Annotated in this window: 32 protein-coding genes and 1 tRNA gene; 12 read left to right on the plus strand and 21 right to left on the minus strand. The window is 70.1% G+C overall.

The window, feature by feature from the left end; translation table 11 throughout:
- The first annotated feature begins 2 nt into the window (after positions 1-2).
- Complete coding sequence (locus tag ACZ46W_RS12050; RefSeq protein WP_468335326.1) at positions 3-2,612, plus strand: phosphoribosyltransferase; 2,610 nt, start codon at positions 3-5, stop codon at positions 2,610-2,612.
- On the plus strand, positions 2,609-3,436 hold the full coding sequence (locus ACZ46W_RS12055) for an HAD family hydrolase (RefSeq protein ID WP_468335329.1): 828 nt from the start codon (positions 2,609-2,611) through the stop codon (positions 3,434-3,436). Before ACZ46W_RS12050 ends, ACZ46W_RS12055 begins: the two co-directional genes overlap by 4 nt.
- On the opposite strand, the gene ACZ46W_RS12060 is transcribed toward ACZ46W_RS12055, so the two are convergent.
- From ACZ46W_RS12060 to ACZ46W_RS12075, 4 genes are all read right to left on the minus strand, one after another.
- The gene (locus ACZ46W_RS12060; RefSeq protein WP_468335332.1) at positions 3,405-4,016 is read right to left on the minus strand and encodes a DedA family protein; all 612 of its coding nucleotides are present in this window, start codon (positions 4,014-4,016) and stop codon (positions 3,405-3,407) included. The genes ACZ46W_RS12055 and ACZ46W_RS12060 overlap by 32 nt on opposite strands.
- A gap of 239 nt (positions 4,017-4,255) precedes the next feature.
- Positions 4,256-4,471, minus strand: coding sequence for an FmdB family zinc ribbon protein (locus ACZ46W_RS12065; RefSeq protein WP_468335335.1), 216 nt, complete (start codon positions 4,469-4,471; stop codon positions 4,256-4,258).
- Between the two features lie 9 nt (positions 4,472-4,480).
- Positions 4,481-5,836 carry a hypothetical protein gene (locus ACZ46W_RS12070; protein WP_468335338.1) on the minus strand — a complete coding sequence of 452 codons (1,356 nt, stop codon included), beginning with the start codon at positions 5,834-5,836 and terminating at the stop codon, positions 4,481-4,483.
- A 74-nt stretch (positions 5,837-5,910) separates the two neighbouring features.
- Positions 5,911-6,591, minus strand: coding sequence for a DUF4097 family beta strand repeat-containing protein (locus ACZ46W_RS12075; RefSeq protein WP_468335341.1), 681 nt, complete (start codon positions 6,589-6,591; stop codon positions 5,911-5,913).
- 262 nt (positions 6,592-6,853) lie between these two features.
- Between ACZ46W_RS12075 and ACZ46W_RS12080 the strand changes: the two genes are divergently transcribed.
- A tRNA-Val gene (locus ACZ46W_RS12080) sits at positions 6,854-6,928 on the plus strand.
- Positions 6,929-6,996: 68 nt separating this feature from the next.
- Here the strand turns inward: ACZ46W_RS12080 and ACZ46W_RS12085 are convergent.
- From ACZ46W_RS12085 to ACZ46W_RS12135, 11 genes are all read right to left on the minus strand, one after another.
- Positions 6,997-8,151: a tyrosine-type recombinase/integrase gene (locus ACZ46W_RS12085; protein WP_468335344.1), complete on the minus strand. Its 1,155-nt coding sequence runs from the start codon at positions 8,149-8,151 to the stop codon at positions 6,997-6,999.
- Positions 8,151-8,339, minus strand: coding sequence for a helix-turn-helix domain-containing protein (locus ACZ46W_RS12090; RefSeq protein ID WP_468335347.1), 189 nt, complete (start codon positions 8,337-8,339; stop codon positions 8,151-8,153). The genes ACZ46W_RS12085 and ACZ46W_RS12090 overlap by 1 nt, the downstream gene beginning before the upstream one ends.
- Complete coding sequence (repSA, locus tag ACZ46W_RS12095; protein ID WP_468335350.1) at positions 8,336-9,736, minus strand: replication initiator protein RepSA; 1,401 nt, start codon at positions 9,734-9,736, stop codon at positions 8,336-8,338. The genes ACZ46W_RS12090 and repSA overlap by 4 nt, the downstream gene beginning before the upstream one ends.
- Entirely contained in the window at positions 9,733-9,921 is a 189-nt protein-coding gene (locus tag ACZ46W_RS12100) for a hypothetical protein (RefSeq protein ID WP_468335353.1), read from the minus strand. The genes repSA and ACZ46W_RS12100 overlap by 4 nt, the downstream gene beginning before the upstream one ends.
- A 91-nt stretch (positions 9,922-10,012) precedes the next feature.
- Positions 10,013-10,330, minus strand: coding sequence for a SpdD-like protein (locus ACZ46W_RS12105; protein ID WP_468335355.1), 318 nt, complete (start codon positions 10,328-10,330; stop codon positions 10,013-10,015).
- Between the two features lie 23 nt (positions 10,331-10,353).
- Entirely contained in the window at positions 10,354-10,509 is a 156-nt protein-coding gene (locus ACZ46W_RS12110) for a hypothetical protein (protein ID WP_344355378.1), read from the minus strand.
- Between the two features lie 11 nt (positions 10,510-10,520).
- The gene (locus ACZ46W_RS12115; RefSeq protein ID WP_344355376.1) at positions 10,521-10,712 is read right to left on the minus strand and encodes a mobile element transfer protein; all 192 of its coding nucleotides are present in this window, start codon (positions 10,710-10,712) and stop codon (positions 10,521-10,523) included.
- A 20-nt stretch (positions 10,713-10,732) separates the two neighbouring features.
- Positions 10,733-11,395 carry a DUF2637 domain-containing protein gene (locus ACZ46W_RS12120; protein WP_468335358.1) on the minus strand — a complete coding sequence of 221 codons (663 nt, stop codon included), beginning with the start codon at positions 11,393-11,395 and terminating at the stop codon, positions 10,733-10,735.
- A gap of 5 nt (positions 11,396-11,400) precedes the next feature.
- Complete coding sequence (locus tag ACZ46W_RS12125; RefSeq protein ID WP_468335361.1) at positions 11,401-11,601, minus strand: hypothetical protein; 201 nt, start codon at positions 11,599-11,601, stop codon at positions 11,401-11,403.
- An 81-nt stretch (positions 11,602-11,682) separates the two neighbouring features.
- Positions 11,683-13,038: an FtsK/SpoIIIE domain-containing protein gene (locus ACZ46W_RS12130; protein ID WP_468335364.1), complete on the minus strand. Its 1,356-nt coding sequence runs from the start codon at positions 13,036-13,038 to the stop codon at positions 11,683-11,685.
- A 2-nt stretch (positions 13,039-13,040) separates the two neighbouring features.
- Positions 13,041-13,397, minus strand: coding sequence for an SCO3933 family regulatory protein (locus ACZ46W_RS12135; protein ID WP_468335367.1), 357 nt, complete (start codon positions 13,395-13,397; stop codon positions 13,041-13,043).
- Between the two features lie 147 nt (positions 13,398-13,544).
- Between ACZ46W_RS12135 and ACZ46W_RS12140 the strand changes: the two genes are divergently transcribed.
- From ACZ46W_RS12140 to ACZ46W_RS12150, 3 genes are all read left to right on the plus strand, one after another.
- Positions 13,545-13,913, plus strand: coding sequence for a GntR family transcriptional regulator (locus ACZ46W_RS12140; RefSeq protein ID WP_468335370.1), 369 nt, complete (start codon positions 13,545-13,547; stop codon positions 13,911-13,913).
- A 234-nt stretch (positions 13,914-14,147) separates the two neighbouring features.
- Entirely contained in the window at positions 14,148-15,362 is a 1,215-nt protein-coding gene (locus tag ACZ46W_RS12145) for a helix-turn-helix domain-containing protein (protein WP_468335373.1), read from the plus strand.
- 19 nt (positions 15,363-15,381) lie between these two features.
- Positions 15,382-15,867 (plus strand): NUDIX domain-containing protein, encoded by a 486-nt coding sequence (locus ACZ46W_RS12150; protein WP_468335375.1) that lies wholly within the window; start codon positions 15,382-15,384, stop codon positions 15,865-15,867.
- Between the two features lie 39 nt (positions 15,868-15,906).
- On the opposite strand, the gene ACZ46W_RS12155 is transcribed toward ACZ46W_RS12150, so the two are convergent.
- Positions 15,907-16,761, minus strand: coding sequence for a nuclease-related domain-containing protein (locus ACZ46W_RS12155; RefSeq protein WP_468335378.1), 855 nt, complete (start codon positions 16,759-16,761; stop codon positions 15,907-15,909).
- 1,110 nt (positions 16,762-17,871) lie between these two features.
- Here ACZ46W_RS12155 and ACZ46W_RS12160 point away from each other — a divergent pair.
- Entirely contained in the window at positions 17,872-18,564 is a 693-nt protein-coding gene (locus ACZ46W_RS12160) for a DUF4145 domain-containing protein (RefSeq protein WP_468335381.1), read from the plus strand.
- Between the two features lie 1,373 nt (positions 18,565-19,937).
- On the opposite strand, the gene ACZ46W_RS12165 is transcribed toward ACZ46W_RS12160, so the two are convergent.
- Positions 19,938-20,234 (minus strand): winged helix-turn-helix transcriptional regulator, encoded by a 297-nt coding sequence (locus tag ACZ46W_RS12165; RefSeq protein WP_468336953.1) that lies wholly within the window; start codon positions 20,232-20,234, stop codon positions 19,938-19,940.
- A 127-nt stretch (positions 20,235-20,361) separates the two neighbouring features.
- Here ACZ46W_RS12165 and ACZ46W_RS12170 point away from each other — a divergent pair, with 127 nt between their 5' ends.
- The gene (locus tag ACZ46W_RS12170) at positions 20,362-20,922 is read left to right on the plus strand and encodes a carboxymuconolactone decarboxylase family protein (RefSeq protein WP_468335384.1); all 561 of its coding nucleotides are present in this window, start codon (positions 20,362-20,364) and stop codon (positions 20,920-20,922) included.
- On the opposite strand, the gene ACZ46W_RS12175 is transcribed toward ACZ46W_RS12170, so the two are convergent.
- Positions 20,923-21,744 (minus strand): SAM-dependent methyltransferase, encoded by an 822-nt coding sequence (locus tag ACZ46W_RS12175; RefSeq protein ID WP_468336956.1) that lies wholly within the window; start codon positions 21,742-21,744, stop codon positions 20,923-20,925.
- Between the two features lie 155 nt (positions 21,745-21,899).
- Between ACZ46W_RS12175 and ACZ46W_RS12180 the strand changes: the two genes are divergently transcribed.
- Positions 21,900-23,054 (plus strand): SUKH-4 family immunity protein, encoded by a 1,155-nt coding sequence (locus ACZ46W_RS12180; protein ID WP_468335387.1) that lies wholly within the window; start codon positions 21,900-21,902, stop codon positions 23,052-23,054.
- Positions 23,055-23,083: 29 nt separating this feature from the next.
- A complete protein-coding gene (locus tag ACZ46W_RS12185) occupies positions 23,084-23,779 on the plus strand; it encodes a hypothetical protein (RefSeq protein ID WP_468335390.1) in 696 nt (231 codons plus the stop codon).
- Here ACZ46W_RS12185 and ACZ46W_RS12190 read toward each other — a convergent pair.
- The gene (locus ACZ46W_RS12190) at positions 23,769-23,843 is read right to left on the minus strand and encodes a 50S ribosomal protein bL37 (protein ID WP_373297613.1); all 75 of its coding nucleotides are present in this window, start codon (positions 23,841-23,843) and stop codon (positions 23,769-23,771) included. The genes ACZ46W_RS12185 and ACZ46W_RS12190 overlap by 11 nt on opposite strands.
- 179 nt (positions 23,844-24,022) lie before the next feature.
- Here ACZ46W_RS12190 and ACZ46W_RS12195 point away from each other — a divergent pair, with 179 nt between their 5' ends.
- Entirely contained in the window at positions 24,023-24,199 is a 177-nt protein-coding gene (locus tag ACZ46W_RS12195; RefSeq protein WP_468335393.1) for a hypothetical protein, read from the plus strand.
- Between the two features lie 38 nt (positions 24,200-24,237).
- On the plus strand, positions 24,238-24,534 hold the full coding sequence (locus tag ACZ46W_RS12200; protein WP_468335396.1) for a DUF2277 domain-containing protein: 297 nt from the start codon (positions 24,238-24,240) through the stop codon (positions 24,532-24,534).
- Here the strand turns inward: ACZ46W_RS12200 and ACZ46W_RS12205 are convergent.
- Positions 24,455-25,402 (minus strand): DedA family protein, encoded by a 948-nt coding sequence (locus tag ACZ46W_RS12205; RefSeq protein WP_468335399.1) that lies wholly within the window; start codon positions 25,400-25,402, stop codon positions 24,455-24,457. The two genes, ACZ46W_RS12200 and ACZ46W_RS12205, sit on opposite strands and share 80 nt — an antisense overlap.
- A gap of 237 nt (positions 25,403-25,639) precedes the next feature.
- Positions 25,640-26,086, minus strand: a complete 447-nt coding sequence (locus ACZ46W_RS12210) for a DoxX family protein (RefSeq protein ID WP_468335402.1) — start codon at positions 26,084-26,086, stop codon at positions 25,640-25,642.
- Positions 26,087-26,092 lie beyond the last annotated feature (6 nt).

Genomic DNA, 26,092 nt, shown 5'->3' on the forward strand with positions numbered 1-26,092 from the left:
CGATGTCCATGAAGGAGAACGAGAACGTGACGGTCTGGTCGGGTACGTGGGTGTCGGAGCGGCTCGGGATCGAGCTGGCCGGCGACAAGCGGCTGCCTGAGCTGCTGGGCCTGGCGCTGCGGCGCAACCCGAAGCGGGCGCACCTGCTCGTCTCCAACGTGCTCGGCAAGCACGTCCCGCAGAGCCCGGGCGTGGTGTGGCGGTCGGGTTACGAGCTGGGCGTACGGGTACGGGAGCTGCTCGGCCCCGCCGATGCGGGCCGGGCGGTGGTGCTCGGATACGCGGAGACGGCGACCGGCCTCGGCCACTCGGTCGCCGACGGCCTGGGCACGGCCCCGTACCTGCACTCCACGCGCCGCCCGGTGCCCGGCGTCGAGCGGGCGGGCGGCTTCGAGGAGGCCCACTCGCACGCCACCTCGCACCTCCTGCTCCCCGAGGACCCGGCGCTCCTGGCGGGACCTGGGCCGCTGGTGCTGGTCGACGACGAGTTCTCCACCGGCAACACGGTGCTCAACACCGTCCGGGCCCTCCACGCCCGCTACCCGCGCGAGCGGTACGTGATCGTCGCGCTCGTCGACATGCGCTCGGCCGCCGACCGCGACCGGCTCGCGGCCTTCGCCACGGAGATCGGCGCCCAGGTGGACCTGGTCACCCTGGCCGCCGGGACGGTCCGCCTCCCGGACGACGTCCTGGAACGCGGCCAGGCCCTCGTGGCCCGGCACGAGACCCCGGCCCCGCCCGCCGGTCCCTCCCCGCACGGCGCCGCGTCCGTGCGACGGCTCGACCTCGGCTGGCCCGACGGCGTCCCGGACGGCGGCCGCCACGGCTTCACCCCGGCCCACCGAGCCCGCCTCACCGCCGCGCTCCCCACCATGGCCGCCCGCCTCGCCACCGCCCTGGGACTCGCACCCGCGCCAGCGGATGGCCGCACGGGCGGCGACGGCGCCGTGGGGACGGCGGGCGCGCCGGGTGGCCGGGGTGCCCGAGGCGGTGACGGCGCCCCGGACGGCGTGGCCGCGGTGGACGGAGCGGGTGCCCCGGAGAGCCGCGCCCCCGGCAACGCGGGTGCACCGGACGGGGAGCGTGCCCTGCCCCGCGTACTGGTCCTCGGGAACGAGGAGCTGATGTACGCGCCGCTCGCGCTGGGCGTCGCGCTGGAGGAGCGCGGCGGCGCCGAGGTGCGGTTCTCGACCACCACCCGCTCGCCCGTCCTCGCCGTCGACGACCCCGGCTACGCGATCCGGACCCGGCTCGTCTTCCCCGCCCACGACGCGCCCGCCGACGGCCCCGGCGACCGGTACGCCTACAACGTCGCGGGCGCCGGCTTCGACGCGGTCGTCGCCGTCGTCGACTCGGCCGCCGACACCCCCGCCCTGCACGCCCCGGACGGCCTCCTGGCCCAGCTCGCCGCGCACATACCGCGCGTGCTGCTCGCCGTCATACCGTCCTACGTCCCCGAAAGGGCCACCATGCTGCCCGAGCCCCTCCGCGGCCCGGCCTTCTCCTCCTACGCCCCCGACGAGGTCGGCTGGCTCCTCCAGGACCTCTCGGACGTCGAGCTGGAGGCCCCGACCGAGGAGCGCGAGGAGGCCATCCAGAGCGGCGGCGCCCACTACGCCGAGTCGCTGCCCGTCGAGTACCAGCCCAGCGACCGCTACCAGGCCCTGTTCCACGCCGCCCTGGACGCCTCCGCCGCCCGCATCGCCCGCGCCGTCGGCACCGTCACCGAGACGGTCCTCGCCGAGCGGTCCCCGCGCCCCGTGCTCGTGTCGCTGGCCCGCGCCGGCACCCCCGTCGGCGTACTCATGCGCCGCTGGGCGCTCCACCGCCACGGCCTCGACCTCCCGCACTACGCCGTGTCCATCGTGCGCGGCCGGGGCATCGACGCCAACGCGCTGCGCTGGCTCGCCGCCCACCACGACCCCGCCGACGTCGTGTTCGTCGACGGCTGGACCGGCAAGGGCGCCATCACCCGCGAACTGGCCGCCGCGCTCGCCGACTTCCCCGGCTTCGACCCCGAGATCGCCGTCCTCGCCGACCCCGGCTCATGCGTCCGCACCTACGGCACCCGCGAGGACTTCCTCATCCCGTCCGCCTGCCTCAACTCCACCGTCTCCGGCCTGATATCCCGCACGGTGCTGCGCGCCGACCTCGTCGGGCCGAACGACTTCCACGGCGCGAAGTTCTACCGCGAACTCGCCGGTGCCGACGTGTCCAACACCTTCCTGACCACCATCACCTCCCACTTCGACGAGGTCGCGACCGCCGTCGACGCCGACGTCAAGGAACTCCTCGCCGCCGACCGCACCCCCACCTGGGAGGGCTGGGCCGCCGTCGAGCGGATCAGCGAGGAGTACGGCATCCACGACGTCAACCTGGTCAAGCCCGGCGTCGGCGAGACCACCCGCGTCCTGCTGCGCCGCGTCCCGTGGAAGATCCTCGCCCAGCGCGGCGCGGGCGCCGACCTCGACCACGTACGGCTCCTGGCCGAGCAGCGCGGCGTACCCGTCGAGGAGGTCGACCACTTGCACTACACGTGCGTCGGGCTGATCCACCCGAAGTACACCCGCGGTGCCACGGGCGCCGACGGCAAGGCGGTGACCGGCCGATGACCGCGACCGTCACCTCCCTCGTCGCCAGCGACCTGGACCGCACCCTCATCTACTCCTCCGCCGCCCTCGGCCTGACCATGCCGGACGCCGAGGCGCCGCGCCTGCTGTGCGTCGAGACGTACGGCCACAAGCCGCTGTCGTACATGACCGAGACCGCCGCCGGCCTCCTGACCGAACTGCCGCGCCACTGCGTCTTCGTACCCACCACCACCCGCACCCGCGAGCAGTACCACCGCATCCGGCTCCCCGGACCGCCGCCGAAGTACGCGATCTGCGCCAACGGCGGACACCTGCTGGTCGACGGCGTCTCCGACCCCGACTGGCGGCGTGACGTCGCCACCCGCCTCGCCGACGAGTGCGCCCCGCTCGACGAGGTCCGCGCCCACCTGCTCACCGTCGCCGACCCGGCCTGGCTGCTGAAGGAACGGGTCGCCGAGGACCTCTTCGCGTACCTCGTCGTCGAGCGCGCCCTGCTGCCCGACGGCTGGATGAAGGAGCTCGCCGCCTGGGCCGCCCCTCGCGGCTGGGCCGTCTCCCTCCAGGGCCGTAAGGTGTACGCCGTCCCACAGCCGCTCACCAAAAGCGCCGCCGTCCGGGAGGTGGCCCGCCGCGCCGGGGCGGACCGTGTCCTGGCGGCCGGGGACTCCCTGCTCGACGCCGATCTGCTGCTCGCCGCCGACCAGGGCTGGCGGCCCGGCCACGGAGAGCTCGCCGAGACCGGCTGGAACGCCGACCACATCGACGCGCTGGATGAGCGAGGCGTGCTGGCGGGCGAGGAGATCCTGCGCCAGTTCAGCTCCGCCGTACGCCCGTCCCCGGCCTGAGGATCCGGACGCCGACGAACGCCATCACCGCGCCTGCCGCCACCACCAGCACCACCTTCGAGTACAGCGACACGTACCGGGTGACCTGCTCCCAGTTGTCGCCCAGCGCGTAACCGGCGAGGACGAACACGGTGTTCCATATCGCGCTGCCGAGCGTCGTCAGGCCGAGGAACACCGGCAACGGCATGCGCTCGACACCGGCCGGCACGGATATCAGGCTGCGGAAGACGGGGACCATCCGCCCGAAGAACACGGCCTTGGTGCCGTGCCGCCCGAACCACGCCTCCGTACGCTCGATGTCGGCGACCTTGACCAACGGCAGCCTGCTCGCGACGGCGATCGTCCGTTCCCGGCCGAGCAGCGCCCCGACCCCGTACAGCGCGAGCGCCCCCAGGACCGAGCCGGCCGTCGTCCACAGCAGCGCGGCGATCAGGTCGATCCGGCCGCTCGCGGAGGCGAACCCCGCCAGCGGAAGGATCACCTCGCTCGGCAGCGGCGGGAAGAGATTCTCAAGGGCTATCGCGAGCCCGGCCCCGGGCGCACCGAGCGTGTCCATGAGGCTGTTGATCCAGCGTTCCATGACTCAACGCTAGAAAACGCAAGCTGAAAGCACACTGAAGGCCGCCCCCGACTTTGTCCTGCGGTTTTCCCCAGTGCGTGGGACGGGCGCGTCCGTGTCCGCACCCGGCGCCACCGTGACCCCGAGCGCGCTGCCGAACTCCAGCACCAGGCGTACGAGGAGGGTCGGCGGGCGCTGATCAGGCCCTGAGGCGGCGGCGTGGCAGTCAGTGCCTCTCCGGCCGAGACCCCGGACGCGGGTCAGCCGCAGCAGCCGCCACCGCAGCAGCCGCCGCCCCCGCCCTGGGACGGCGCGGGCGCGCCCTTCGCCGTACCGCCCACCGCGACGGCGGACAGCAGCTTGACGGTGTCGTCGTGCCCGTCGGGGCAGGCAGCGGGGGCGGACGACTCGGCCATGGGACGGTTCAGTTCGAAGGTGTCTCCGCAGGTGCGGCAGCGGTACTCGTAGCGAGGCATGGCCCCAGATTAACCGCGCGGTCCGTGCCCGCCGCCCCGCTCTTCCCGAATCATCTCGACCACCCGTGCCACCGAGGCCCGCACCGCTTCCGTCTCCATCAGGAAGTGCCAGTAGTCGGGGTGCCGGCCCTCCAACCCCGCGATCGCCCGCTCGAGACGGGCCACCGAATCGTCCAGCGGCCGGGCGTGACGGGGATCGGGGGTGTGGCGGCCGGCCATGGCGAGCCGCTGGGCGTCACGGATCGCGAAACGGGTGCGCTCGATCTCGGCCTGCGGGTCCTTGGAGACCGCGTTCAACCGGTTGAGCCGGTCACCGGCGGCCGACACCGCCTCGTCCGCGCTGTTCAGCAGCGCCCGCACCGTCGAGAGCAACGCCGTCGCGTCCGCCCAGCTCTGCTCCTCGCGGGCCTTGGCCGCCTCGTGGAGCTTCTCCTCAGCCTGGCGGACATTCCGGGCCGCCTGCTCGGGAACGGGCTGGAGGTCCTGCCAGCAGGCGGCACTGAAGCGCCGGCGCAGCTCACTGAGGACCGGCTCGACGGAAGCGGCACGGTTGGCGAGCGCCTGTGCGCGGGTCCGCAGCGACACCAGCCGCTTGTCGATCTCGGCAGCCCGCTCCGGCAGCCGCTCCGCCTCCGTCCGCACGGCCTCCGCGTCCCGGAGGACCCGGTCCGCCCGCTGCAACGTCTCCGGGACGCCGTGCTGCCCCGCGCCCTGGTTGAGCTTGGTCAGCTCGGGGCCGAGGGCTGCGAGCCGCGCCGCGAGATCGTCGGCCCGCAGACCGGAGCCGCGCACCGCATCCAGGGCGTTGCTCGCCGCAAGAAGCGCCGCTCGCGCCCGCTCGACGGCGGGCGCGAGCCGCGCGAGCTGCGTCTCCGCCGTGGCCAGCAGCGGCCCCAGTCCCTGCTCGAACCTGTCCAGCTCCCCCTTCACACGGACGAGGTCGTCCTTGGCCCGGTTCAGCTCGCCCCGCGCCCGGGAGGCGACGGAGGAGTCCAGGTCGTCCCGGTCCAGGTCGTACGCGTCGACCGCGGTGATGTACGCATGGCTCACCTCGTCGATCCGGCGCCCCAGCGCGGCGAAGTCGTCCACCGCCCGGCGAGCCCCCGGCGACGCGTCCACCGCCGTGATCGTCTCGATCGAGATCCGCAGGTCCCGCTGAGCCGTGTCCAGCTCGTAGAACGCCGCCGCAGCCGCGTCCCTCGCCGCCTGCGCCTCCGCCCGCTGACTCTCCCCGCGCCCCCCGAACCAGCGCCGCGTCCCGCCCCCGGCGAACGCCCCGGGCAGCACGGCGACCACCAGCGGCACCGGCAACAACATCAGCGCGAGCACATCTTTCACGTACCGCCGCGCGTGTGTCGCCGTCACATTCGCTCCCGTGCCGTCTGTCCGCCCCTGACCGGTTCATTCTCCCACCAGGTAAGGACGAACACACGAGCCCGTCAGTTCGCGCTTCGCACAGTGACTTCGCCGTTCTCGCTCCGTGCCTTCACCCCGTGGCCGCTGTCCGCGTCGGTCGGCACGTCCACCCTCACCTCCCCGTTGGCGCTCCCCGCCTCCACCGCGTACCGGGTGTCACCGCCCGGCAGTTCGACCGCGATGTCGCCGTTGGCGTTCACCGCCTCGACCCGGTCCGGCACCGCCCCGAGGGACAGCCGTATCTCCCCGTTCTCCGACCGCGCCACGACGTTCTTCGAGGTCGCGCCCTCCACCTGAACGTCTCCGTTCTCACTCCGCAACTCCAGCGGCCCACCCGCGTCCCGCACGGTCACCGTCCCGTTGCCCGAGGTCACCTTGAGTGCCGTCCGGAACCCCTCGGCGGTCACATCCCCGTTGTCGTCCTCCACCGTCACCGCCACCCCCCGCGGCACCCGCACCTCATGCCGGGCCTGGCAATTACTCACCAGCGCGTCACACTCCACCCGCAACGTCAGCCGGCCGCCCTCCAGCTTCCACACCGGCGCGGGCCCGTCTCCCATCACCACCCACCCGTCGACCTGCCGGGTCACCTCCACGTCCTTCACATCCGCCGGCACCAGCACGAGCTCGGAATCCTCCGCGTCCACGACCAGCGTCTCGCCCCGGAACCCGAACGTCTTGCGCTCCATCGGTGCCGCGTCCACATCGGCACCCCCACACCCCGCGAGGCCAAGCGCTCCCAGCACCACCCCGCCGACGGCCACCGACGTCCGGATCCGGCGTGCACCCACGATGACTCCCCCACTAGGTCTCTATGTCGCCCCTCACGCTACGTGTCCACCCCACCCCGCCACGATCCGGCAACCCACCCTCCCGCAGGTAGGGCTACCCCCCGCCCCGCCCACCCGCCAGCCCCGGGTTTGCAGGATCCACCGGGAGGCCATGTACGCTGTTCACTCAATCCACGGGTGCGTAGCTCAGGGGTAGAGCGCTGCTCTTACAAAGCAGATGTCGGCGGTTCGAAACCGTCCGCGCCCACCAGTACGAAGACCCCCAGCCGAACATGGCTGGGGGTCTTTGACATCCGTACCTGACATCAACGGCCGTAGTCACTGGCGGCCGGGACGCCTCCTGAGCAGCCGGTCCATATGGCTGACCGCCTCACGCTGCGTGTCCTGGACGACGTGCGTGTACACGTTCATGGTCACCGCGATCTGGCTGTGCCCAAGGATCTCCATCACGACGCGGGGAGCGACCCCGGCGGCGGTGAGCAGCGTGGCGCAGCCGTGCCGGGCATCGTGCAGCCGGATCACCCGGAGGCCAGCGGACCGGGCGACGCGGGTGAACGACCGGTACAGGTTCCGGGGCTCGATCGGCCGCCCGGTCCTCGTGGTGAAGACGTAGCCGGTCTCCTCCCAGGCAGTGCCGGCCTTTTCGCGCATGGCTGCCTGGCGGAGACGCTGCCACCGCAGCGGAGCAATGCAGATCGCGGGCAGGGGAAGCGTCTGCTTCCGGCGGCGCCCCTTGGGATCGTCCTCGTACGTCTCTCCGCCGACTCGCTGCCGCTGAGTGCGGACGCGGATCTCGCGCCGGTCCAGGTCGACGTTTTCCCAGCGGAGGCCGACGATCTCGCCGCGCCGGAAGCCGAGGGCGATGGCGATGACGAAGGCCGCGTACAGCGGGTCGGTCCGGGCGGCCGCGAGGAAGTCGAGCGTCTCGTCCAGCGACCAGGGCGACAGATCCCGAGCTTCCACCGAGGGTGGTTCGACGAGCGTCGCGACGTTACGCATGACCAGCTCCTCGCGGCAGGCCGCCGTCAGAGCCGTCCGCAGTACACGGTGCGACTCCTTGGCAGTGGCGGCGGTGGCCTTGCGCTCCATCTGGACGAGGAACCGCCGGACGTCGGCGACGCTCAGGGACTCCAGGCGCTTGGTGCCGAGCATGGGCACCAGGTACAGCCGGACGTGCGTCTCGTACTTGGCGTAAGTCGTCCGTTTCCGGCGGGGCTTGATGACGTTCTCCAGCCAGTACGGCAGCCAGTCGGCGAGCTTGGCCGAGCGGGTCGGCACGGGGATGCCGCTGTCGACCTTGTCGAGGAGTTCACGGCGTTTGGCGTCGCACTCGGCCCAGGTCTTGCCGTACGCGAACTTCCGGGCGCGGGTGCCGTCCGGCTGGAGGACGTAGACGGCGGCCTGATAGCGGCCGTCCTTGCGCTTGGTTATGGTGCCCGCGCCGTTCGGGTTGCGCTTGCGCTGTACGGCCATCAGGCGGCCTCCTCGATCTGGCCGAGGATGAAGTCCCGAACCGCGGCAGCGGGAACGCGGCGGCAGCCGTCGATCTTGATGGAGGTCAGGCGACGCGACCGGATCAGGTCGTAGACCTTGGAGCGTCCCAGCTTGAGCCGCGCCATGACCTCCGGGACGGTCAGCAGCTCGGCGGTAGCGGTCGTCATGCGGCGGCTCCTTCCAGGGCGAGTTGGTCGTGCAGGGCTTCGCGGGCGGTTTCGCGGTTGAGCTGGAGGTCCCGGGCGATGGAGGCCGCGAGGACGGATTCGCCGGGGGTGTGGCCGTGTCCGGCGTACTGCCAGTCGGCGAGGACGAGGACGGTGTCGTCCTGGTCGTGCTCGAGGTCGGGCAGGCCGAGGGCATCGCGTTGCTGGGCGGCGCGGTAGTCGGCGCGGGTCTGGCGGAGGGCGCCGAGGGTGGTGGAGTAGCGGCGGGACTTGGTGGAGAAGTGGCCGCGGAAGCCGAGCATGTGAGCCCAGGCCCACAGACGGCGGTCGGGGTAGATGGGGTCGAGCGCCTTGCAGGCCCGGATGAGGCGCTGGGCGTGCTCCGGAACCTGGTGGCGGTCGAGTTCGGACAGTTCGCCGATGCGGCGGTCTAGGGTGCCGGTCGTCTCGGCGGCTTTGGTGGCGTACTTGGCGACGTAGGAGGCGACGGCTTGTTCGGTGATGTCGGTGCCGGCCTCGAAGGCGCGGATGGGCCGGATGTCGAGCTGGTTGCCCCAGCGCAGGGTGCGGGTGGGTTGGTCGGCGGCGGCCGGGACGGTGACGGTCGTGTAGGGGTGGGCGACGGCAGCGCGGATGGCGTCGGTGAGGAGCTGCACGGTGGCCCAGGAGGGCGGCGGGTCTTCTGGGCCTTCGGGTCCGTCGAGGCGGATGACGGCGTGGAAGTGGACGGCGCCGCGCTTCTGGAACTCGGCGACCTTGCCATAGGAGACGCGGGCGGCTGCCTTCAGCTCGCGCTGGGTCAGTCCGGCGCGGGCGGCGATCTCACGGCGGAGCCGGTTGGTGAAGCGCATCCACAGGGCGCCCGCGTGGTTGTTGAACAGGACGGCGGCGGCGTAGTCGTACGTGTCGGGGTTGAGCGGGGTGCCGAGGGAGTCGTCGTCAGCCTGGTGGCGGGTGCCGCAGCGGCAGCGGCCGGAGTCGGGGCGGTTGTGGACCGGGCCGAAGCTGGGGGCGGTGAGGGTGGCGAAGACGCGGGGATGGTCGCGGACGGTGGCGGGGACGTCCTTGTCCTGGTCGCCCGCGAGTCCGGCACGGATCAGGTGGTAGGTGTCGGCCGCGTACATCCAGGCGCAGGCGGGGCACCGGGAGGCGCGGCGGTTGCCGCAAGCCAGGCGCAGGCGCCCACCGGGCTCGTCCTCGGTCGAGTAGCGGTGCAGGACCTCGCCGGTGACCTTGTCCTTGGCGACCGTCCAGCCGGTCAGGTGGATCGGGTCGGCGCAGCCCCCGGTACGGCGCACTTGGTCCTGCCAGCGGTCGAAGCCCGGTGACCCGGCCACCCGCAGCAGATCGCCGAGGGTGACCGGGTCCAAGCCCGCGACGGTCGCGGTGTTGGTCATGCGCGGCCCCCAGCGAGGGCACCGGCGCGGGCGGGTCGGGTGCCGGCGCCGTGGCAGGCCGGGCAGTGGACGGTGATGATGCGCAGGTGTCCGTGCCGGTCGCGGCCGCCGAGAGTCACGGCGGCGGAAGCGAAGCCGTCGCAGACCGGGCAGATACGCGGTGCGGGGTGGGCGTGGTCGGTCATGATGAGGGTTCCTTCCGGATCAGTGGTTCGGACAGGGGCACGGCTCCCGGGGCGGACGACACTTGGCGGTAGAGGCCGCCCCGGGGGCCGGTCAGCGGCGCTTGGCCTCAGCGGTGATTAGCGAGCGGGCGACGAGCGCGCAGATCGCGACGGACGCGGCGGTGATGGCGACCGCGAGGAGCATCGAGACCAGGACGGCGCCGACGACCAGGACCACGGCGGTGCCGCAGCCGATGACGGTGAGCAGGGCGCCGGGGGTGAGCTGGACCGTGGGCCGGGTCGGCGCCGGAGCGACCGGGGCAGGGGCGGGGCCCGGGGTGTGCTGGATGACGGTGGTCGGCTCGATGACGGCGGGCGGGGTGACTATGCCGGTCGGCAGCGGGTTGGTCGGGACCTTGGGACGGAACATGGCGGTTCTCCCTTCTCGGGCGGTTACTTGACGGCGGTGTCGACGACGGGGGCGAGCAGGCTGTCGGCGAGGAGGTAGCCGCCGAGGAGCAGGACGACGACGAGCCACCAGGGCGGGCGAATGAGCTTGATGCCGAGCCAGCCGATGACGATCAGGGCGAGCCAGAGCGGGACGTCCATGACGGGTCTCCTTAGCGGGCCTTGCAGCGGTGAGTGCGGGCGGCGAGCTGGGCGGCCGATGAGGTGGAGTAGTCGGCGGACCAGCCGCAGCGGTCGGCGGTGCACACGGCGGCGTGCTTGGTGCGGCCGTGGCGGTCGCGGTGGGTGCCGATCTGTACGGGACCGATCCGCATCACGGAGTGGAAGTGGTCGCGGGCGGGCATGGCGTCGTCTCCTCGTCTGGTCAGGCGAGCTGGGCGGCGATCGCGTCGGCCATCGGCGCGGGGACACCGAGGCGGGCGCGCAGGGTATTGGTGTCGATCGGGGTGCCGGTGCGGGCCTGGTGGTCGTCGGCGACCTTGCGGGCGTGCTCGACCAGCGCGGCCGGGACCGGCGTGGCGGGAGCGGGCGTTGGTTCAGCCACGGGCAGTGCGGGGGCAGGCGCCGAGGGCTCGACAGACGCGGGTTCGGGAGCCGGGGCGGAGTCGGCCGGCGCTGTCTCCACAAGTCCGGGCTCAGGCTCAGCCGTTGGATCGGGTGGTGCCTGGGTGGGGGAGTGGGCGAGAAGGGTGCCGCCGAGGAAGGCGAGGGCGGGCCATCCGGCCACCCCGAAGCGGAGCCAGGCCGGGGGGTCGGTCAGGTCCAGGAATCCGGCGGTGGCGACGTTGGCGCCAAGGGATGCGAACAGGGCGATCAGGAACCAGCACCAGGCCAGCCGGGACGGCCCGTCGCTGCGAAGTCGTCGCCAGGCAGCGACCAGGAGCAGGTCGACGCTGATCGGGTAGGCCCAGGCTTTCCAGCCGTCCTGTCCGGCAGCCGCCGCAAGGTCGTGCAGGTGGGCGAAGGACAGGGCACCGGCAATCACGGCCTGGACGAGCACGGCATCGAGTCGGATCGAGCGGGTCATGGTCGTCACCCGCAGCCGGGGTAGTCGGGGCCGTCGTTGGGGTCGTAGCCGGGCGGGAGCGGAGGGACCACGCCGGGCGGGAGGGATGCGGCCAGTGCCGGGCCGACCAGGGCCACGAAGTGGTGGTCGGCACAGGTCTGGTGGGCGTACAGGGTGAGGGAGCCGAGCAGGCTGACTGTGCGGTCGTAGTCCTCGTACGGGTCCATGGGTGTCGCCTCCTGTTTCAGGCATGGAGGGGGTAGGGACCTGGCGCGATGCAGTCGCGCCGACCGGTCAAGCGGGGATGGTCAGGCCGTGGCGGGTGCGGGCTCGACCGCCGGGGCCGGAACCTTGGTCAGGTTCGGCAGCGTGGGACGGAAGGGCGCCAGGACGGGCAGGTCCGGGGTGCGGTCGGCGTGCCGGTTGCAGACGTTCACGGCCTGGCGCAGCGTGGTGTGCGGGGTGCGGATGCGGGCCCAGCCGCCGGAGGAGTCGCCGGTGACGGCGATGCCGGGGGTGTCGGTGGGGATCTGGATGGCGGCGAGCACGGCGTCTGGGGCGATGTCGCCGAAGGCCATGTTGGCTGAGGATTCGTCGTTGACGCGGTGGGCGGTGCGGCCGGTGAGCTGGGCGCGGAGCATGGTGATGCCCTTGCCGAGTTCGGAGCCGAAGCGCTGTCCGCAGATCTCCAGATATATGCCGGCAGCGCGGCCGAGCTGGGCGAGGCGGGCCAGGGCGGTGATGATCCGGTCCCGGCGCTTCTCTTCTTCCTTGGTGGCGAACAGGGCCAGTTCGGCGACCTCGTCGACCAGGATGACGATCGGGACTGGGCGCAGGTCGTCCGGCAGATCGAAGATGTCGGCGGCGATCTCCGCGTCCGGTACGTCGGCGGTGATGCGCTGCTCGGTGCGGATCAGTTGGTAGACGCCCTCCATATGGTCGACGAGGGCATCGAGGAGTTCGGCGGCGGTGTCGGGGTTGTCGGCAAGCGCGGAGAAGCGTTGGGCGAGCGGGAACAGCTCGACGCCCTGTTTGCAGTCGATGCCGACCAGGGCGACATCCTGCCGGGCGAGTTCGGTGACCAGGTTGCGCTGGTAGACGGACTTGCCGGACTTGGTGGCGCCGAGCGTGAGGGCGTGCGGCACGGTGCGGTAGTCGCGGTAGTGCACGGCACCGTCCTCGCGCAGAGCAACCGGCACCCGCATCGGCTCACGCTCGACCTTGGCGGGCATCTGCACCCGCTTCAGCACGTCGTAGCCGGTCATGCGCAGCTCGACCACGCCGGAACGCAGCTCGCGGGAGGTCACGCCGAACATCGCGAACGAGTGCCGCAGCCGGTCACAGGCGGCCGAGACGTCGAAGGCGTCCTGCCCGGGACGGAGCTTGAGCCGCAGCACCAGCCCGGTCCGGGTCGGCCGAAGGCGCAGGATGCGGGGCGGTCGCGACTCGGGGACCGGCCGGTTGGTCATCCGGGCGAGGGCCAGGCGCCAGCGGGAGGGCGGAACGGTCAACCCGCAGGCGTCCATGACGGAGGCGTAGCGGACAAGGACGCGCAGCGCGGAGAGGGTGACCCCGAAGGTCAGCCAGTACCAGGCGGGGCGCCGCCACCGCAGGAGACCCGCAGTGGCGACGACCAGCAGCAGTAAGAGCCAGGTCCACGACATGATCAGGCAGCCTTCGAGGACAAGGCGCCGGCGGTCAGGGAGGTGACCGCGACCGCGCGGAAAGCGATCCCGTGTCGGCGCTGGCCGTTGAACTCGTTCTCCCACGGCCGGGCGATCAGGCCGGTCAGCGCGACCGGGGTGCCCATCACCAGGTCACCGGAGATACCGGTCTCCGGGACAGTGACCGACAGGATCTCGACCTCGTCGTTGGCCGCGAACATCACGTCCACGGTCATCAGCGTGGCGCCGGTCTGGGCATCGGTCGCGACCTCACCGGAACGGCGGTCCTTGATCTTCGGCTGCGGGGGCTTGGCCACCATCACGGAGGCGGCGGAGGTGTCGACGGGGATCTGACGCATGAGTGCGCTCCTTGATCGGACAACTTGACGTACTTAGTACGTCACCTGCTATCGAGACTGCACCTAACGCACTTAGTATGTCAAGTACTTCTCGACTCTTGTCGGTGCGATGTGCTGGACTTAGTGCGACAACCACTGAGAGGGGCCATGGCCGACTTCACCGGGCGTGCGAAGTACCTGGAGATCGCCGACGATTTCAAGCGGCGAATCCGTGACGGGGAGCTACCCCCGGGCGAGAAGTTGCCTTCTGAGACGGAGCTGATGACCGCGCACGAGGTCTCCCGTACCGTCGCCCGCCAAGCGATCGCCCGGCTCCGCGAGGACGGGTACGCCATCTCTCACCAGGGGAAGGGCAGCTTCGTCACCCTTCCTGGAGAGGCGCGGCCGACGAGGCGCAGCCCGGAGTTCGAGCAGATCACCGAGTACCTGGCGGAGGTCCGCCAGGACGTGCGCCGGCTTGCTGAGCGGATGGACCAGATCGAGGAACTGGTTCGGAAGCAGTCGCAGGCCGGTTGACCATCGCATCAGCACGACTCGCAAGGTCTGCGACCTCCTGAGCAAGTTTCCTTACCTCGCTGATCAGTTCCATCACTTCAGCGGGGGTCAGCGCCATCGTGTCCCCTCCGTCGCACGTTCGACCTGACAACCCATCGGGTTGTCAGCAACGCTAGGACCGGACCACCGCGCTACCCCGGAAAATCTCTCCGGGGTCGTAGCTGGAGACGGGGGGACGCTCTTCCCATGCGAGGAATGACGACGAACCTGACGATCGGCGAACGAGTCGCCTGGTACCGCCGCAGGCGGGGGATGTCTCAAGAGGTCCTGGCCGGACTTGTCGGCCGCACGGGGGACTGGCTGAGCAAGGCCGAGAACAATCGGCTGGAGCTGGACAGGCTCTCGGTGATCAAGTCGCTCGCCGATGCCCTGGACGTGAGCCTCGGTGACCTGATTGCCGAGCCCACTCTCTTGGAGTGGACAGCCGACAGCGGTACCCGGACAGTGCCGGCGCTCCGCTCAGCGCTGATGAACTACCGCCAGCTCACCCCACTGTTGGGAGTCACCACGGAGGGCGAGCCGACCCCGCTCGACGAGCTCCGAAGCAACGTGGCGGAAGTCTGGGACGCGTACCAGGACTCACGGTATGGATTTGCCACCAGGCGCCTGCCGCTCCTTCTTGCCGACGCACTCATTGCTGGGCAGGCATACGAAGGGCGGGAGCGCGAGCAGGCGCATGAACTGACGGCCATGACCTACCAAGGCGCCGCCATGGTTCTGACCAAGCTCGGTGAGACGGACCTTGCCTGGATCGCTGCGGACCGGGGCCTGGCGGCGGCACAGCAGTCGGGAAACAGCGTCGTGACCGGCTCACTGTTCCGCTCGGTGGCCCACTGTTTGCTGTCCAACGGTCGGTTCGATGCCGCCGTGCAGCTTGTCGGTGATGCGGGCGAGTACCTCCGCCCCGGCCTGGAGGATGCCACGCCCGAGTTCCTCTCGATCTACGGGACGCTCTTCCTCGCGGGATCGATGGCAGCGGCTCGCGCAGACGACCGGGGCACCACGCGGGACTTCCTGGGAGAGGCCGACCGGGCAGCGCGCCAACTCGGGCACGACGCCAATCACGTATGGACCGCTTTCGGCCCGACGAACGTCGCCATCCACCGAGTAGCCACGGCCGCCGAGCTGGGCGACATGCAGGTAGCAGTGGATCTCGGACCGCAGATCGATACGAGCGGGCTGCCGACTGAGCGCCGGACCCGGCACAACCTCGAAGTGGCCCGAGCGCTCAGCGCCCACAACCGGACGGACGACGCCATGGCCAAGATCCTCGAAGCCGAGACTTGGGCGCCTGAGCAGGTCCGGAGCCACTACCTCGCGCGCGAGCTGGTACTCACCTGGGTCCGGAACCAGCGCGGCCGGCCCAGCCGTACTCTCACGGCCCTGGCCGACCGGCTCCATGTGGTCTGAGCTGGGTACGCTCGGCTCCATGGCAGCGAACGCACATGAAGCAAAGATGGCGCATCCGCGTATGGCTGCGGGTGCGCTGTTCTTCGATGCCACGGGGCGCGTCCTCATGGTTGAGCCGACTTACAAGAGCTACTGGGAGATCCCCGGCGGATACGTCGAGACCGGTGAATCCCCCTTGCACGCTGCTGCCCGAGAGGTCCGAGAGGAGCTCGGGATTACGCCCGTGCTGGGCCGCTTGCTCGCCGTCGACTGGGCACCCAGTGAGGCGGAAGGCGACAAGGTGCTGTACCTCTTCGACGGTGGCAACCTCAGCTCAGAGGACCTGTCAAAGATCACCTTGCAGCAGGACGAGCTGAAGGCGTTCGCGTTCGTTTCCCTGGACGAGGTAGGAGAGCGCACCATCCCCAGACTGGCCCGGCGCATCCTTGCGGCGGCCCAGGCTCGTAACGAGGCTGCGCCGGTATACCTAGAGCATGGGCAGAAGCCCGGCACCGAAGCTGCATGACGCGTCGTCCAGCAGCCTCGACGTGCGCTACACACAGCCTCATGCCGTGAGCCACGCCTCTCGGTGACGGGCGACGTTGTAGACCTGGTCAGCCTGCATGGGAGTGAGTACCGGCGGGAGGGGCGCCAGGGCAGAAACCTCCCGTTCACGGTAGACGCGCACGGTGAGCTGGGTGGCCGCGACTTTCACGTCGGTAGCCCCTACGAAGACGAGAACCGGCTCCACGGGCACGGGAAAGTCGCAGTAGCGCTCCAGCACCCTTCGCACGCGCTCAGCCTCCGCGCGGCTCTTGCGGGGGTACGGTCGGGGCTTGCCGCGGTTGATCCTTGCGACGTCGTCGCCTACCCACACTGCCTTGTTCGGATGGTGCTTGGTGTTGACGCTGAACACCCCGCCAGTGCCGATTAATAAGTGATCGATGTCCCCTCCTCCGGAGAGGGGGATGGCGTGCAGGACTCTCCACCCTTGACGCTCCAGGCGGCCCAACTCGGCGCCTACACGCCGTTCACCGACGAACCCTGTACGCCATGAGTCGCCGTCAGTCGGCCGCCGAAGCACCCAGGCAACGAACCGCTCCAGCGGACCGGGCCCCACCTCGTCGAGCTTGGCGCGCACGGCCTTGCCAGGGGTGTTCGAGGCTAGGTCGTCGCGGGGCGTCAAGGGAGGCAGTGACGCGGTTGCCCGGACCAGCGCTGGGGTGGCCGGCAGAGTTGGCGAGATCTGCCGTAAGTGCTGGGCCAGCACCGTCAGCGCGGCATCTCGATAGTCATTGCGCAAGATCGTGATCTTGCCTGTTCTGCAGTCAGCCCAGGCGACGGCTGTGCCATCCGGCAGGTTCGCGTACAGACGATCATGCCCGTAGCGGTTCCAGCGCACGACCTTGAGCTTTGCCATGACCACCCCTTGACCAGCCTGAATGACGGTTCCGTCATCGCAGCAGCAAGGGCAGTACGACCACAAGACCGCAAGCGCGGTAAGACTTTCTCTACTTCATCAAGGCCCGCGCACGGCGCGGGGCGCGCCGCCTCGACGGCGCGGCCCGGCCACTGTCTTCGCCCGGCCTGGCCGCGCCAGGCGGCGCGCCGCGTGCTACGGGCGAAGGGCGGAAAACCCGCTGTGGCTGGGGCGGTCGGCTCCACGGCTTTAGGCAGCCACCATGGGGCGAGCCTCCAAGATCATGGCCCCAACGTCGTGCTTTAGCGGGCAGGTCCACAGACTGCCCGACGCGCCGGAAGCTTACGGGGCCATGATCTCTCGCCCCATGGCAGCTCCCGCCCAAAGCCGCTCCACCGACCTCATCTCGCGGTCGCCGGCAGCCTGCACCACTCGTCCAAGGTCGCCATATCGGTAAAGACGATGACGCCAGAGAGTCCTGCCCCAGGGCGTAGGTCGATCCTCAGAATCCGTTCCTCCGACTGGTGCGGCCCATCACCCTCGTACGGCTCCACGGCTGTGATCAGGCGGCGCGGGATGACGTGGATAGCACCCACGTCGAGCTGGAACACGAGAGGACTGCCAGGCTCGAACCACGCCGTGCCGGGGCCTGCCATGTGCTTACGGGTGAGCAAAGGAACGAGTGCTTCACCTCGTGCAGCAACCCGGTCCGGAGCAGGAAGCTTGATTGGGTCGAAGTTCTCCGCTGGGCCGTCCAAAGTGATTGTGCGGTACACGGTGGGTTGGTTCCGCACCCGTGCTCTGCCTCGCTGCGCCGTGCCTATACCCACCGCTATGGCCCCGGCAAGGATGATGAATCCACTGACATCTGCTAGCGACACCGGCGTCTCCCGCCTCGCGATAGACCGTCGGTCGAGTATGGCGCTCCCCCAACTCCGCATGAGGCAGAACGCCAGCACACGTACAGCAACCGCCAAGACCGCATCCGGCTGTCACCGACTTCGGGTGACTGGGCGACCAGCCGAGCAGGCCTCACCGGCCCCCGCCGCTGTCCGGTGCGGGGCCAGAAGCGTGAGCAGAAGCAGCGGCGTTGCGGCTACTCTCATAGGCATGGCGCAGATGAGCACGAGGTGCGGTTGGTGTGGTCGTCACGCGAACATGAAGCCGATTTCCAAGGCCGCGCAACTAGGCACCGTTCGGTCCGGCTACGGCTGGTCGCAGGTAGCCGTGCAGCAGGCTTGTGCGTGTGACTACTGCGGGGGGATCAACGTCGCGGCTGGCGAGGTCAACGAGCGTGATCTGGAGAGCCGGACGCTTACCGACGATGAAATCGCACTGTGGTTCCCCAGGGCTAAACCCATGAAGGACTACGACCACGTGCCCGAGTTGATCGCTGCTGCGGCTAACGAAGCGCACGGCTGTCTTGCTGAAGGGTATCTGCGGGGAGCGGTCATGATTGCTCGATCAGTCGTCGAGTCAACCGCCAAGGCCAAAGGAATCGATACCGGAAATCTCGATAAAAAGATCGAAAGGATGTTTCGAGAAGGGCTGATTCGTGAGCATGTTCGGGATGCCGCCCATGAAGTCCGGTTCAGTGGGAACGAAGCTGCTCATGGCGATCTAGTGGAGGTCCCCCTTCCTGTTGCTGACGTCGAAGAAATCCTTGGCCTCATGGACGAAATCCTTGAGGAGGTATTTCAGTCTCCCGCGCGAGTAGCGGAGCGCAAACAGAAGCGGCAGGAGCGCGAAGGAGCGAAGCAGCGTGGGGCAAGCCAGTCTGACCCGTCCGCCCCATCTTCGTAGGACGGCCCGCCGTCGCTCCCATTTCGCGCTGGAAGCCACGAGACCATGATCTCTCGCCCCTTGGCAGCTCCGCCCACCTTCACGAAACCCATCCGTGCGACCCCGTTGAGATCTAGAGTTGCAGCATGCATCCCCGCGATCAAAAAGGGTCGGACAGGTACACTTGGCTGCCTCATCGGGCAGTGCGTGCGTGCATCCGATTGTCCAAGCGGCATGCCGAGAAGTTTCAAGAGGCACGGCACTTCATGATCGATGTCGCCGCATTCATCTCCATCATTTCTCACCCGCCGCGTGGTATGCGTAGGACCAGTCAAGATGTGCTGGATGCACTAACCCTCGTGGCCGAGATGCGTGTACTCGTGGAGCATTCAGAGGAACGACTACTTCGAGAGGCTCGACGTCGAGGAATCACGTTTCAGCAGATAGCCGAGGCTATGGCCATGCGGAGCAGGCAATCTGCGGAACAGCGGTTCTTACGCCTTGTGGGGGGCAAAGGTGAGGTAGAGCAGGCCCACATGAACCGTCGTCGCCGGGACCGTTTTGGGTATGTCGTAGATGCTCAGGATAGGCATGAAGAGCATCTCATGAACCTAAATCTGGCTTTCCGCTGGGTTCAGCTTGATTCACATCTTCCGGACGAGATTTCGTCGGATCCTGAGGATGGGCCCTAGACTCCTCCCTTCCGGTAGAGGTTTGATGCATCAGCAGGAGGATTCCCGCTATCGCTGTCATCTGTTCGGGACCGACGAGTTGCGAACAGGTCACGAGCAGGCCGAGCTGGGCGATCATTCTTGCGTTGAAGGCACGTGTGAAACGAATGACCTGCCTAAATCGAGCCTTGGACATCGGCAACACTTTCCCCTCGTTTGTCGTCACCGTCTACCGATGCATCAATAGTGACGTCGCCTGGCTATGGGCTTGCCGATCAGCAAAATATTATCTTGGCCTACGGAGGATCGCCGGGCCAAAGAGCCGCAGGTGAACGCCCCGGCAGGTTTCACCAAGCATCCGGGAATCGTCAACGAATAGTTGACACTGCTGGCCAGGCGATGGCCACCCGAGCAGGGCGGATCCCAAGCCCCCGACGGGCCGTACATGAGCTGCAATGCAGCCTCGTGACATCAATAGGTGACATCAACGAGTGCGGACGCGGGCGGTGGCGGGTGGACGTCGGCCGCACAACAACGTGGTGTTGCAAGCCTTGGATGGGGGACCCGAGCGAACTTACAAAGCAGATGTCGGCGGTTCGAAACCGTCCGCGCCCACCGGTAACGAAGACCCCCAGCCGGTCATGGCTGGGGGTCTTTGACATCCGTACCTGGAGTCAACGGCCATGGTCACTCACGGCCCGGGTGCAGCGCATCGGCGGGGGGTCAGGCTTCGGGGGGTGTGGCCGTGTCGGGGAGGGTTTCGTCGGCCCAGCGTTGGCTCCAGGTGTTCAGGGGGCGGAGGGCTTCGACGAGGTCCTCGCCGAGGGGGGTGAGGTGGTAGCCGTCGTCGTGCAGGGTGAGGAGGCGGGCGGCGGTGAGGTCGGCGAGGCGGGTGTTGAGGACGCTGGAGGACATGCGCTCGCAGCGGCGCTGGAGTTCGCGGAAGCCGGCCGGGGCCTGGCTCAGTTCCCAGAGGATGCGCATGGTCCAGCGGCGGCCGAGCAGGTCCAGGGCCGCCATGACCGGACGGCCGGACGTGGAGCCTCGTACGGGGACGCCTGGTCGGGGTGCTGCGGCCATGTCTGCTCCTTGCGCTTCGGTTATAGAAGCATCATAGTGATGCGAAAACCGAAGCAGGAGGTGTGACATGCCGCGCATCGAACCGCTCGCCCTGCCGTATCCGGCGCCCATTGGGCAGGCGCTCCGGCGCTGGATGCCCCCGGGGGTGGCGCGTGAGCCGCTTGCTCTGTTCCGGGCGTTGCACCGCAACCCGGAGTTGGCGTCGCGCATGTTGCCTCTCGGGGCCGGGTTGTTGGGGCACGGGTTGCTGCCCGCCATCGACCGGGAGATTGTCATCGCCCGGGTGACCGCACGCGCTGGCTGCGCCTACGAATGGGGCGTACACGCCGCCGCTTTCGCCCAGCGGGTCGGGCTCGGCCCGGAACAGCTTCGGGCGACCACGGAACCCGCCCCCACGGCCAACGCCTCGTGGTCGCCCCGCCATGCGGCACTGCTCGGGGCTGTTGACGAGCTGCACGACACCGACCGCCTCTCGCAGCCCGCCCGGAACGCCTTGCGTGAGCACTACGAGGACGCCCAGCTCCTCGAGTTGCTCGTGCTGGCCGGCTGGTATCGAACCATCAGCTATGTCGCCAACGGGCTCCTCCTGGACGAGGAGCCCTGGGCGACCCCGTTCCCCGCGCGGTGATTACGGCTTGCGGCCGATGCCGCCGTAGGCGTCGACCGGGGTGGAGGGCTTCGGGGTGGTCGGGTCGGGGCGCCAGTCGGTGACGGGGACGATGCCGGGGGCGACGAGGTCGAGGCCGTCGAAGAAGCCGGTGATGTCCTCGACGCTGCGTACGTAGTAGGGGATGGCGTCGCTCTTGTTGTAGGCCTCGGAGGCGGCGATCATGCCTTCGCTGGTGGACGTGCCGTCGCAGATGGTGAGGTAGCTGCCCGAGGGGAGACCCGCCATGAGGCGGGTGATCAGGGAGCGGGCGGTGTCGTATTCGGCGACGTGGCCCAGGGTGTTGAGGATCATCAGGGCGACGGGCCGGGACAGGTCCAGGGTGGCCGAGGCGGCTTCGAGGATGGTGTCGGGGTCGTACATGTCGGCGTCCACGTACGCGGTGCGGCCCTCGGGGGTGCTGGTGAGGAGCGCGCGGGCGTGGGCCAGGACCAGGGGGTCGTTGTCGACGTAGACGATCCGGGTCTCGGGGGCGACCTGCTGGGCGACCTCGTGGGTGTTGTCGCCGGTCGGGAGGCCGGTGCCGATGTCGAGGAACTGGCGGACGCCCTGCTCGCCGGCAAGGTGCCGGACCGCGCGGCCGAGGAAGTGCCGGCTCGTGCGGGCCACGTCGACCAGGCCGGGGAAGATCGCCTTGATCTGGTCGCCGAGCTCGCGGTCCACCTCGTAGTAGTCCTTGCCGCCCACGAAGTAGTTCCAGAAGCGGGCCGAGTGCGGCTTGCTGGTGTCGATCCGGGAGTGGATCTCCGCGGCAGAGACGGGCGCGGGGTCGCGGTCCGGCACAGGGGCCTCCTGGGGCACAGTGGTCGTCAACGGGCCTCCAAACTAATCGAACGGCGGGGTGGGCGTGCGGGTTTGGGGCTCGCGGGCCGTTGTCAGTGGTCGCTCCTATGGTGGTGTCTGGGAGATCACTCTCAGAGTGCTACGGGGGGCACACCATGAACGTCATCCATCCGTCGATCACCCACGGGCCGACGCGGCGATGGCTCGCCGAGAGCGGGCTGCCGGAGTCGCACGAGCTGGTGCGGTTCACACGGCTGGTGGAGGGGAGGGCGGTGACGGCGTCGCACCTCGTCGACGAGGAGTACGACCCTGCCGAACTCCACCCGTACATCGCGGGATTGGTCGCCGTGGGGCACCTGCCTGTCGACGGGCTCGACGCGCAGGACGTCGTTGTCGACGGCGAGACGGGGCGGGTCTTCAGCCTGCATATGTACTCGCCGCGGTACGCCCGGATCCTTCCGCTCGCCCCGTCTCTGGAGGTGCTCGCCCGCCTTCTGGCGGCGGTTGATGAACTCGCCACGCTGAGCGGGCGGTTCGCCGACTTGGCCGGGCGCAGTGGGGCCGAGGTGGTCGAGACGGCGACGGAGCGGCTGCTTTCTGCATTCGCCGAGGAGGGGGCGGGCTGGGAGGAGCAGATCCCCGTGTTCTGGCGGATCGCCGCGCTGATACGGCCCATGGCCCTGATCGCCCACCCCGGCAGGGGGCTGCGGCTCGATCTGCCGGTGGGAATCATGGAGGAGGAGTTCGGGGCGGAGGAGATCGTGCGGGTGGCTGCGGCGGACATGCCCGCCGGGCTGGAGCACGGGCCGACCCGGCGGTTCCTCACCGAGGTGGGGCTGCCGAAGGACGGCTTGATGTTCTGGCTGGGCGACGAGGACACGCTGCTGGAGACGGTGATCGAGGAGCGTGAACGGCTCCGCCGGGACCCACGGCTGCGCCACTTGCCCGCCGGTGACACGCTGCCCGCCGACACCGGCCGGCTGCTCGTCCTGGGCGGGCTGATGCACGACTTCGACATCGTGATCGACGGCCGTACCGGCGCGGTCCACTACCTCGAATGCGGTGCCGATACGGCGGTGCCGGTGAACGCCGACATCTCGACCCTCGCCTTCACGGTGTGGATGCACAGCCGTGAGCAGCAACTGGACAAGGAGCACGGCCTGACCGGCGACTTCTACCACCAGCTCGCCGACACCATGGTCGCCGTCCTCGCCTCGGTGGACCCGGTCGCCTGCCTCCCCGCGACCGGTCCGGACGACTACCGCTACTGGCCCGAGGTGTTCCACGACGAGGCGGGGGCGGTGCTGTGACCGGCCGGTCGGGGAGGACGGTGCGGATCGTGGTGACGGACCGTCGGAACGCCGCCGTCCTGACCGGTCATCCGGAGACGTACGAGGTCACGGAGGTGGGGGAGGTCGGGGAGGTGATGGGTGCGCTGGCAGACCTGTGGGAGGGGCAGGGGGACGGCTTCGCATGCATGTGCCTGGGTGAGTTCCGGTTCACGCTGTACGACGCCGCCGGTGAGCGCGTCCGTGCAGCCGACCGGCACGGTCCGCTGCCGCTGCTCGACCCGGTGGACCCGCGCTCCATACCGGGGCGACACCGTGCGGCCTGGGCCGCGGCCGCGCCGGAGCCGCTGCGGCGGTACGCCGAGGGGTGGGCGCGTGGTGAGCCGCCCGCTCCCGGGACGGTGGCCGCGACGCCGTTGAGCCTGGTGTTCGCCTGGCTCGGCGGGGCCGGCGGCGAGGGTGGTGCCGCGCGGCTGATCGTCCGGCTGGCGCCCCTGGCCGTGCTGGGCGCGGCGGCGACGGACGCGCTGGCGTGGGCGGTGCGGGAGAGCGACACGGCCGGGCTGGACGGCGCCGTGCAGTTCTTCGCGAGCGACCACTTCACCGGGCGCCACCCGAAGAAGCGCCGCGTCGGCGCCACGGCCCGTGACATGTTGCTGCGGCACGCCCGCGCGCGCCACCCCGAGCACGTGGCGGTGCTGGAGCGGCGGCTGTTGCGGGCAGCGGAGGACCGGGTCAGGCGTTAGGCCGCTTGCCGTGGTTGGCGCCCTTCTTCTTGCGGGCGCGGCGCTTGTTTCCTCGCTTGGACATGGTGCGTACCTCCGCCGCCAGTTTAGGTTCCGCCCATGCGTCGCGCATCGCGTGCCGAACCGCGCGTGCGACGGAGCGCACCTTCGTGGGACCGCCGTGCGCCCTGCCTCACCGCGGCGGGCCGGCGGGACTCTGCCTCCGGGGGACCAGCGGGGAACCGGCCGAGATCAGGAGGCGACATGGCCCGTACACAGTCCAAGTGCGGAGCGCGCACCAAGCACGGCGGCTGCTGCCGACGGCTCGCCATGGTGGGCGCCTCGCGGTGCAACCTGCACCGCGGGGACTGGGCGACCTACACGATCGACAGGGAGCGGGAGAAGGAGCGCGAACGGGAACGGAAGCGACGCACGCGGTGACGGTGGGCTCGGGCGGGCGGCAGGCGCACACTGGAGCCATGTGCCGCAGTATCAAGACCCTTCGCCCGCCCGTGCTCCCCACCGAGGCCACCGAGGAGGACATCCGCGCCGCAGCTTTGCAGTACGTACGCAAGGTGTCCGGGTTCCGGGCGCCGGCCGCGCACAACCGGGAGGTGTTCGAGCGGGCTGTGGACGAGGTCGCCGAGGCGACCCGGCGGCTGCTCGACGGCCTTGAGGTGCGGGGCGCCGCCGCCGCTAGGAAGCCGGCGACTGCATCGGTGACTGGACCGGGGAGGGAATCGGTGACTGCGCCGGTACGGGAGCCGGTGCCGTAGCGCGGGCCGTGGCCGGTACCGGGTCCGGCGTCGTGGCCCGTACCGCAGCCGTGGCCGGTGCGGGCGTCCGTGCCGTGGCCGGGACCGGATCCGGTGCCGTGGCCTGTGCCGCAGCCGGTATGGGAGCCGGTGCCGTAGCCGTAGCCGGTGCGGGAGTCCGTGCCGCAGCCGGTGCCGTAACCGGTGCGGGAGTCCGTGCCGCAGCCGTGGCCGGTGCGGGCGTCCGTGTCGTGGCCGGCAAGGGAGACGGTGCCGTAGCCGTAGCCGTAGCCGGTGCCGTAACCCCCCGTGCCGTAGCCGTAGCCCGGGGTGGGGTGGGTGGGCGGCGTATGACGTAGACCGCGAGGGCGCCTGCCAGGAAAAGGGCGAGTACCGAGACCGCCACGCCGGTCCAGGTCGCGCCCAGCCACTGGCCGCCGAAGTACCCCAGGCTCACGCTGTACGAGGCCCAGGCCACGCCCGCCAGGGCGGACCAGGGCAGGAACTGGCTGGCCTTGCGCCGGGCCGCGCCCGCGCCGAGCGACACCACCGAGCGGCCCGCCGGGGCGAACCGGGCGATGATGACGAGGACGCCGCCGCCGCGTGCCAGCGCCGCGCCGAGACGTTCCTGCGCGGTGGTCAGCCGCCGCGAGCGGGCGATCGCCCGGTGCAGGCGGGACCGCCCGCGCCACGCGAGGCGGTACGCGACGAGGTCACCCAGCAGGGAGGCCGTGGCCGCGCACAGCGTCAGCGCGAGGAGGGAGCCGCTCCCGGTCGCGGCGACCGTCGCGGCCGTGATCACGAGGATGCCGCTCGGCAGTACCGGCAGGAACACGTCCAGGAGGACGGAGACGGCGACAGCCGTGTAGATCCATGGGCCGGCGGCCACGCTTTCGAGCACCTTCACTCCCCGGTCCCGTGAAGCCGGTCCCGTGGAGCGGGCGGCCGGACAGGCGCAAAGCGTACGCCGGAAGGCGACCCGGGCGATCACCCGGGCGGGGGACCGGGTGTGACTGTGTGAGGTCGTCGTCCCCGCGCCGTCCCCGCGACCGGGGGCGGCGCGGAGACGGGCGGGGAGGGTGCGACCCGGGGGCTCCCCGGCGGTGGGGAGCCCCCCCGTGCGCCGCTACGCGGTGACCGGCTCGCGCTTCTCGTTCGGCTGCGAGGAGGTGAAGAGGCTGTCCAGGGAGAGGGCGCCCGGGCCCGTGAAGACCAGCAGGAGCAGCGACCAGCAGTACATGGCCGCCAGTTCGCCGCCGTTCTTCAGCGGGAACAGGCCCATCGGCTGGTGGACCTTGAAGTACGCGTAGGCCATCGCGCCCGAGGCGATGAACGCGACGACGCGGGTGCCCAGGCCCACCAGGACCAGGGCGCCGCCGACGAGCTCGATGACGGCCGCGTACCAGCCGGGCCAGGTGCCGGCCGGGACGGTGCCCCCGGTGCCGCCCGCTCCGCCCAGGACGCCGAAGAGCGAGGCGGCACCGTGGCAGAGGAAGAGGAGTCCGACGACTATCCGGAACAGGCCGAGCACGTAGGGACGGGCCTGATCGAGGCGCGCGGTGATGTTGGACATGGGGGG

The organism is Streptomyces sp. NPDC031064, assembly GCF_055570965.1.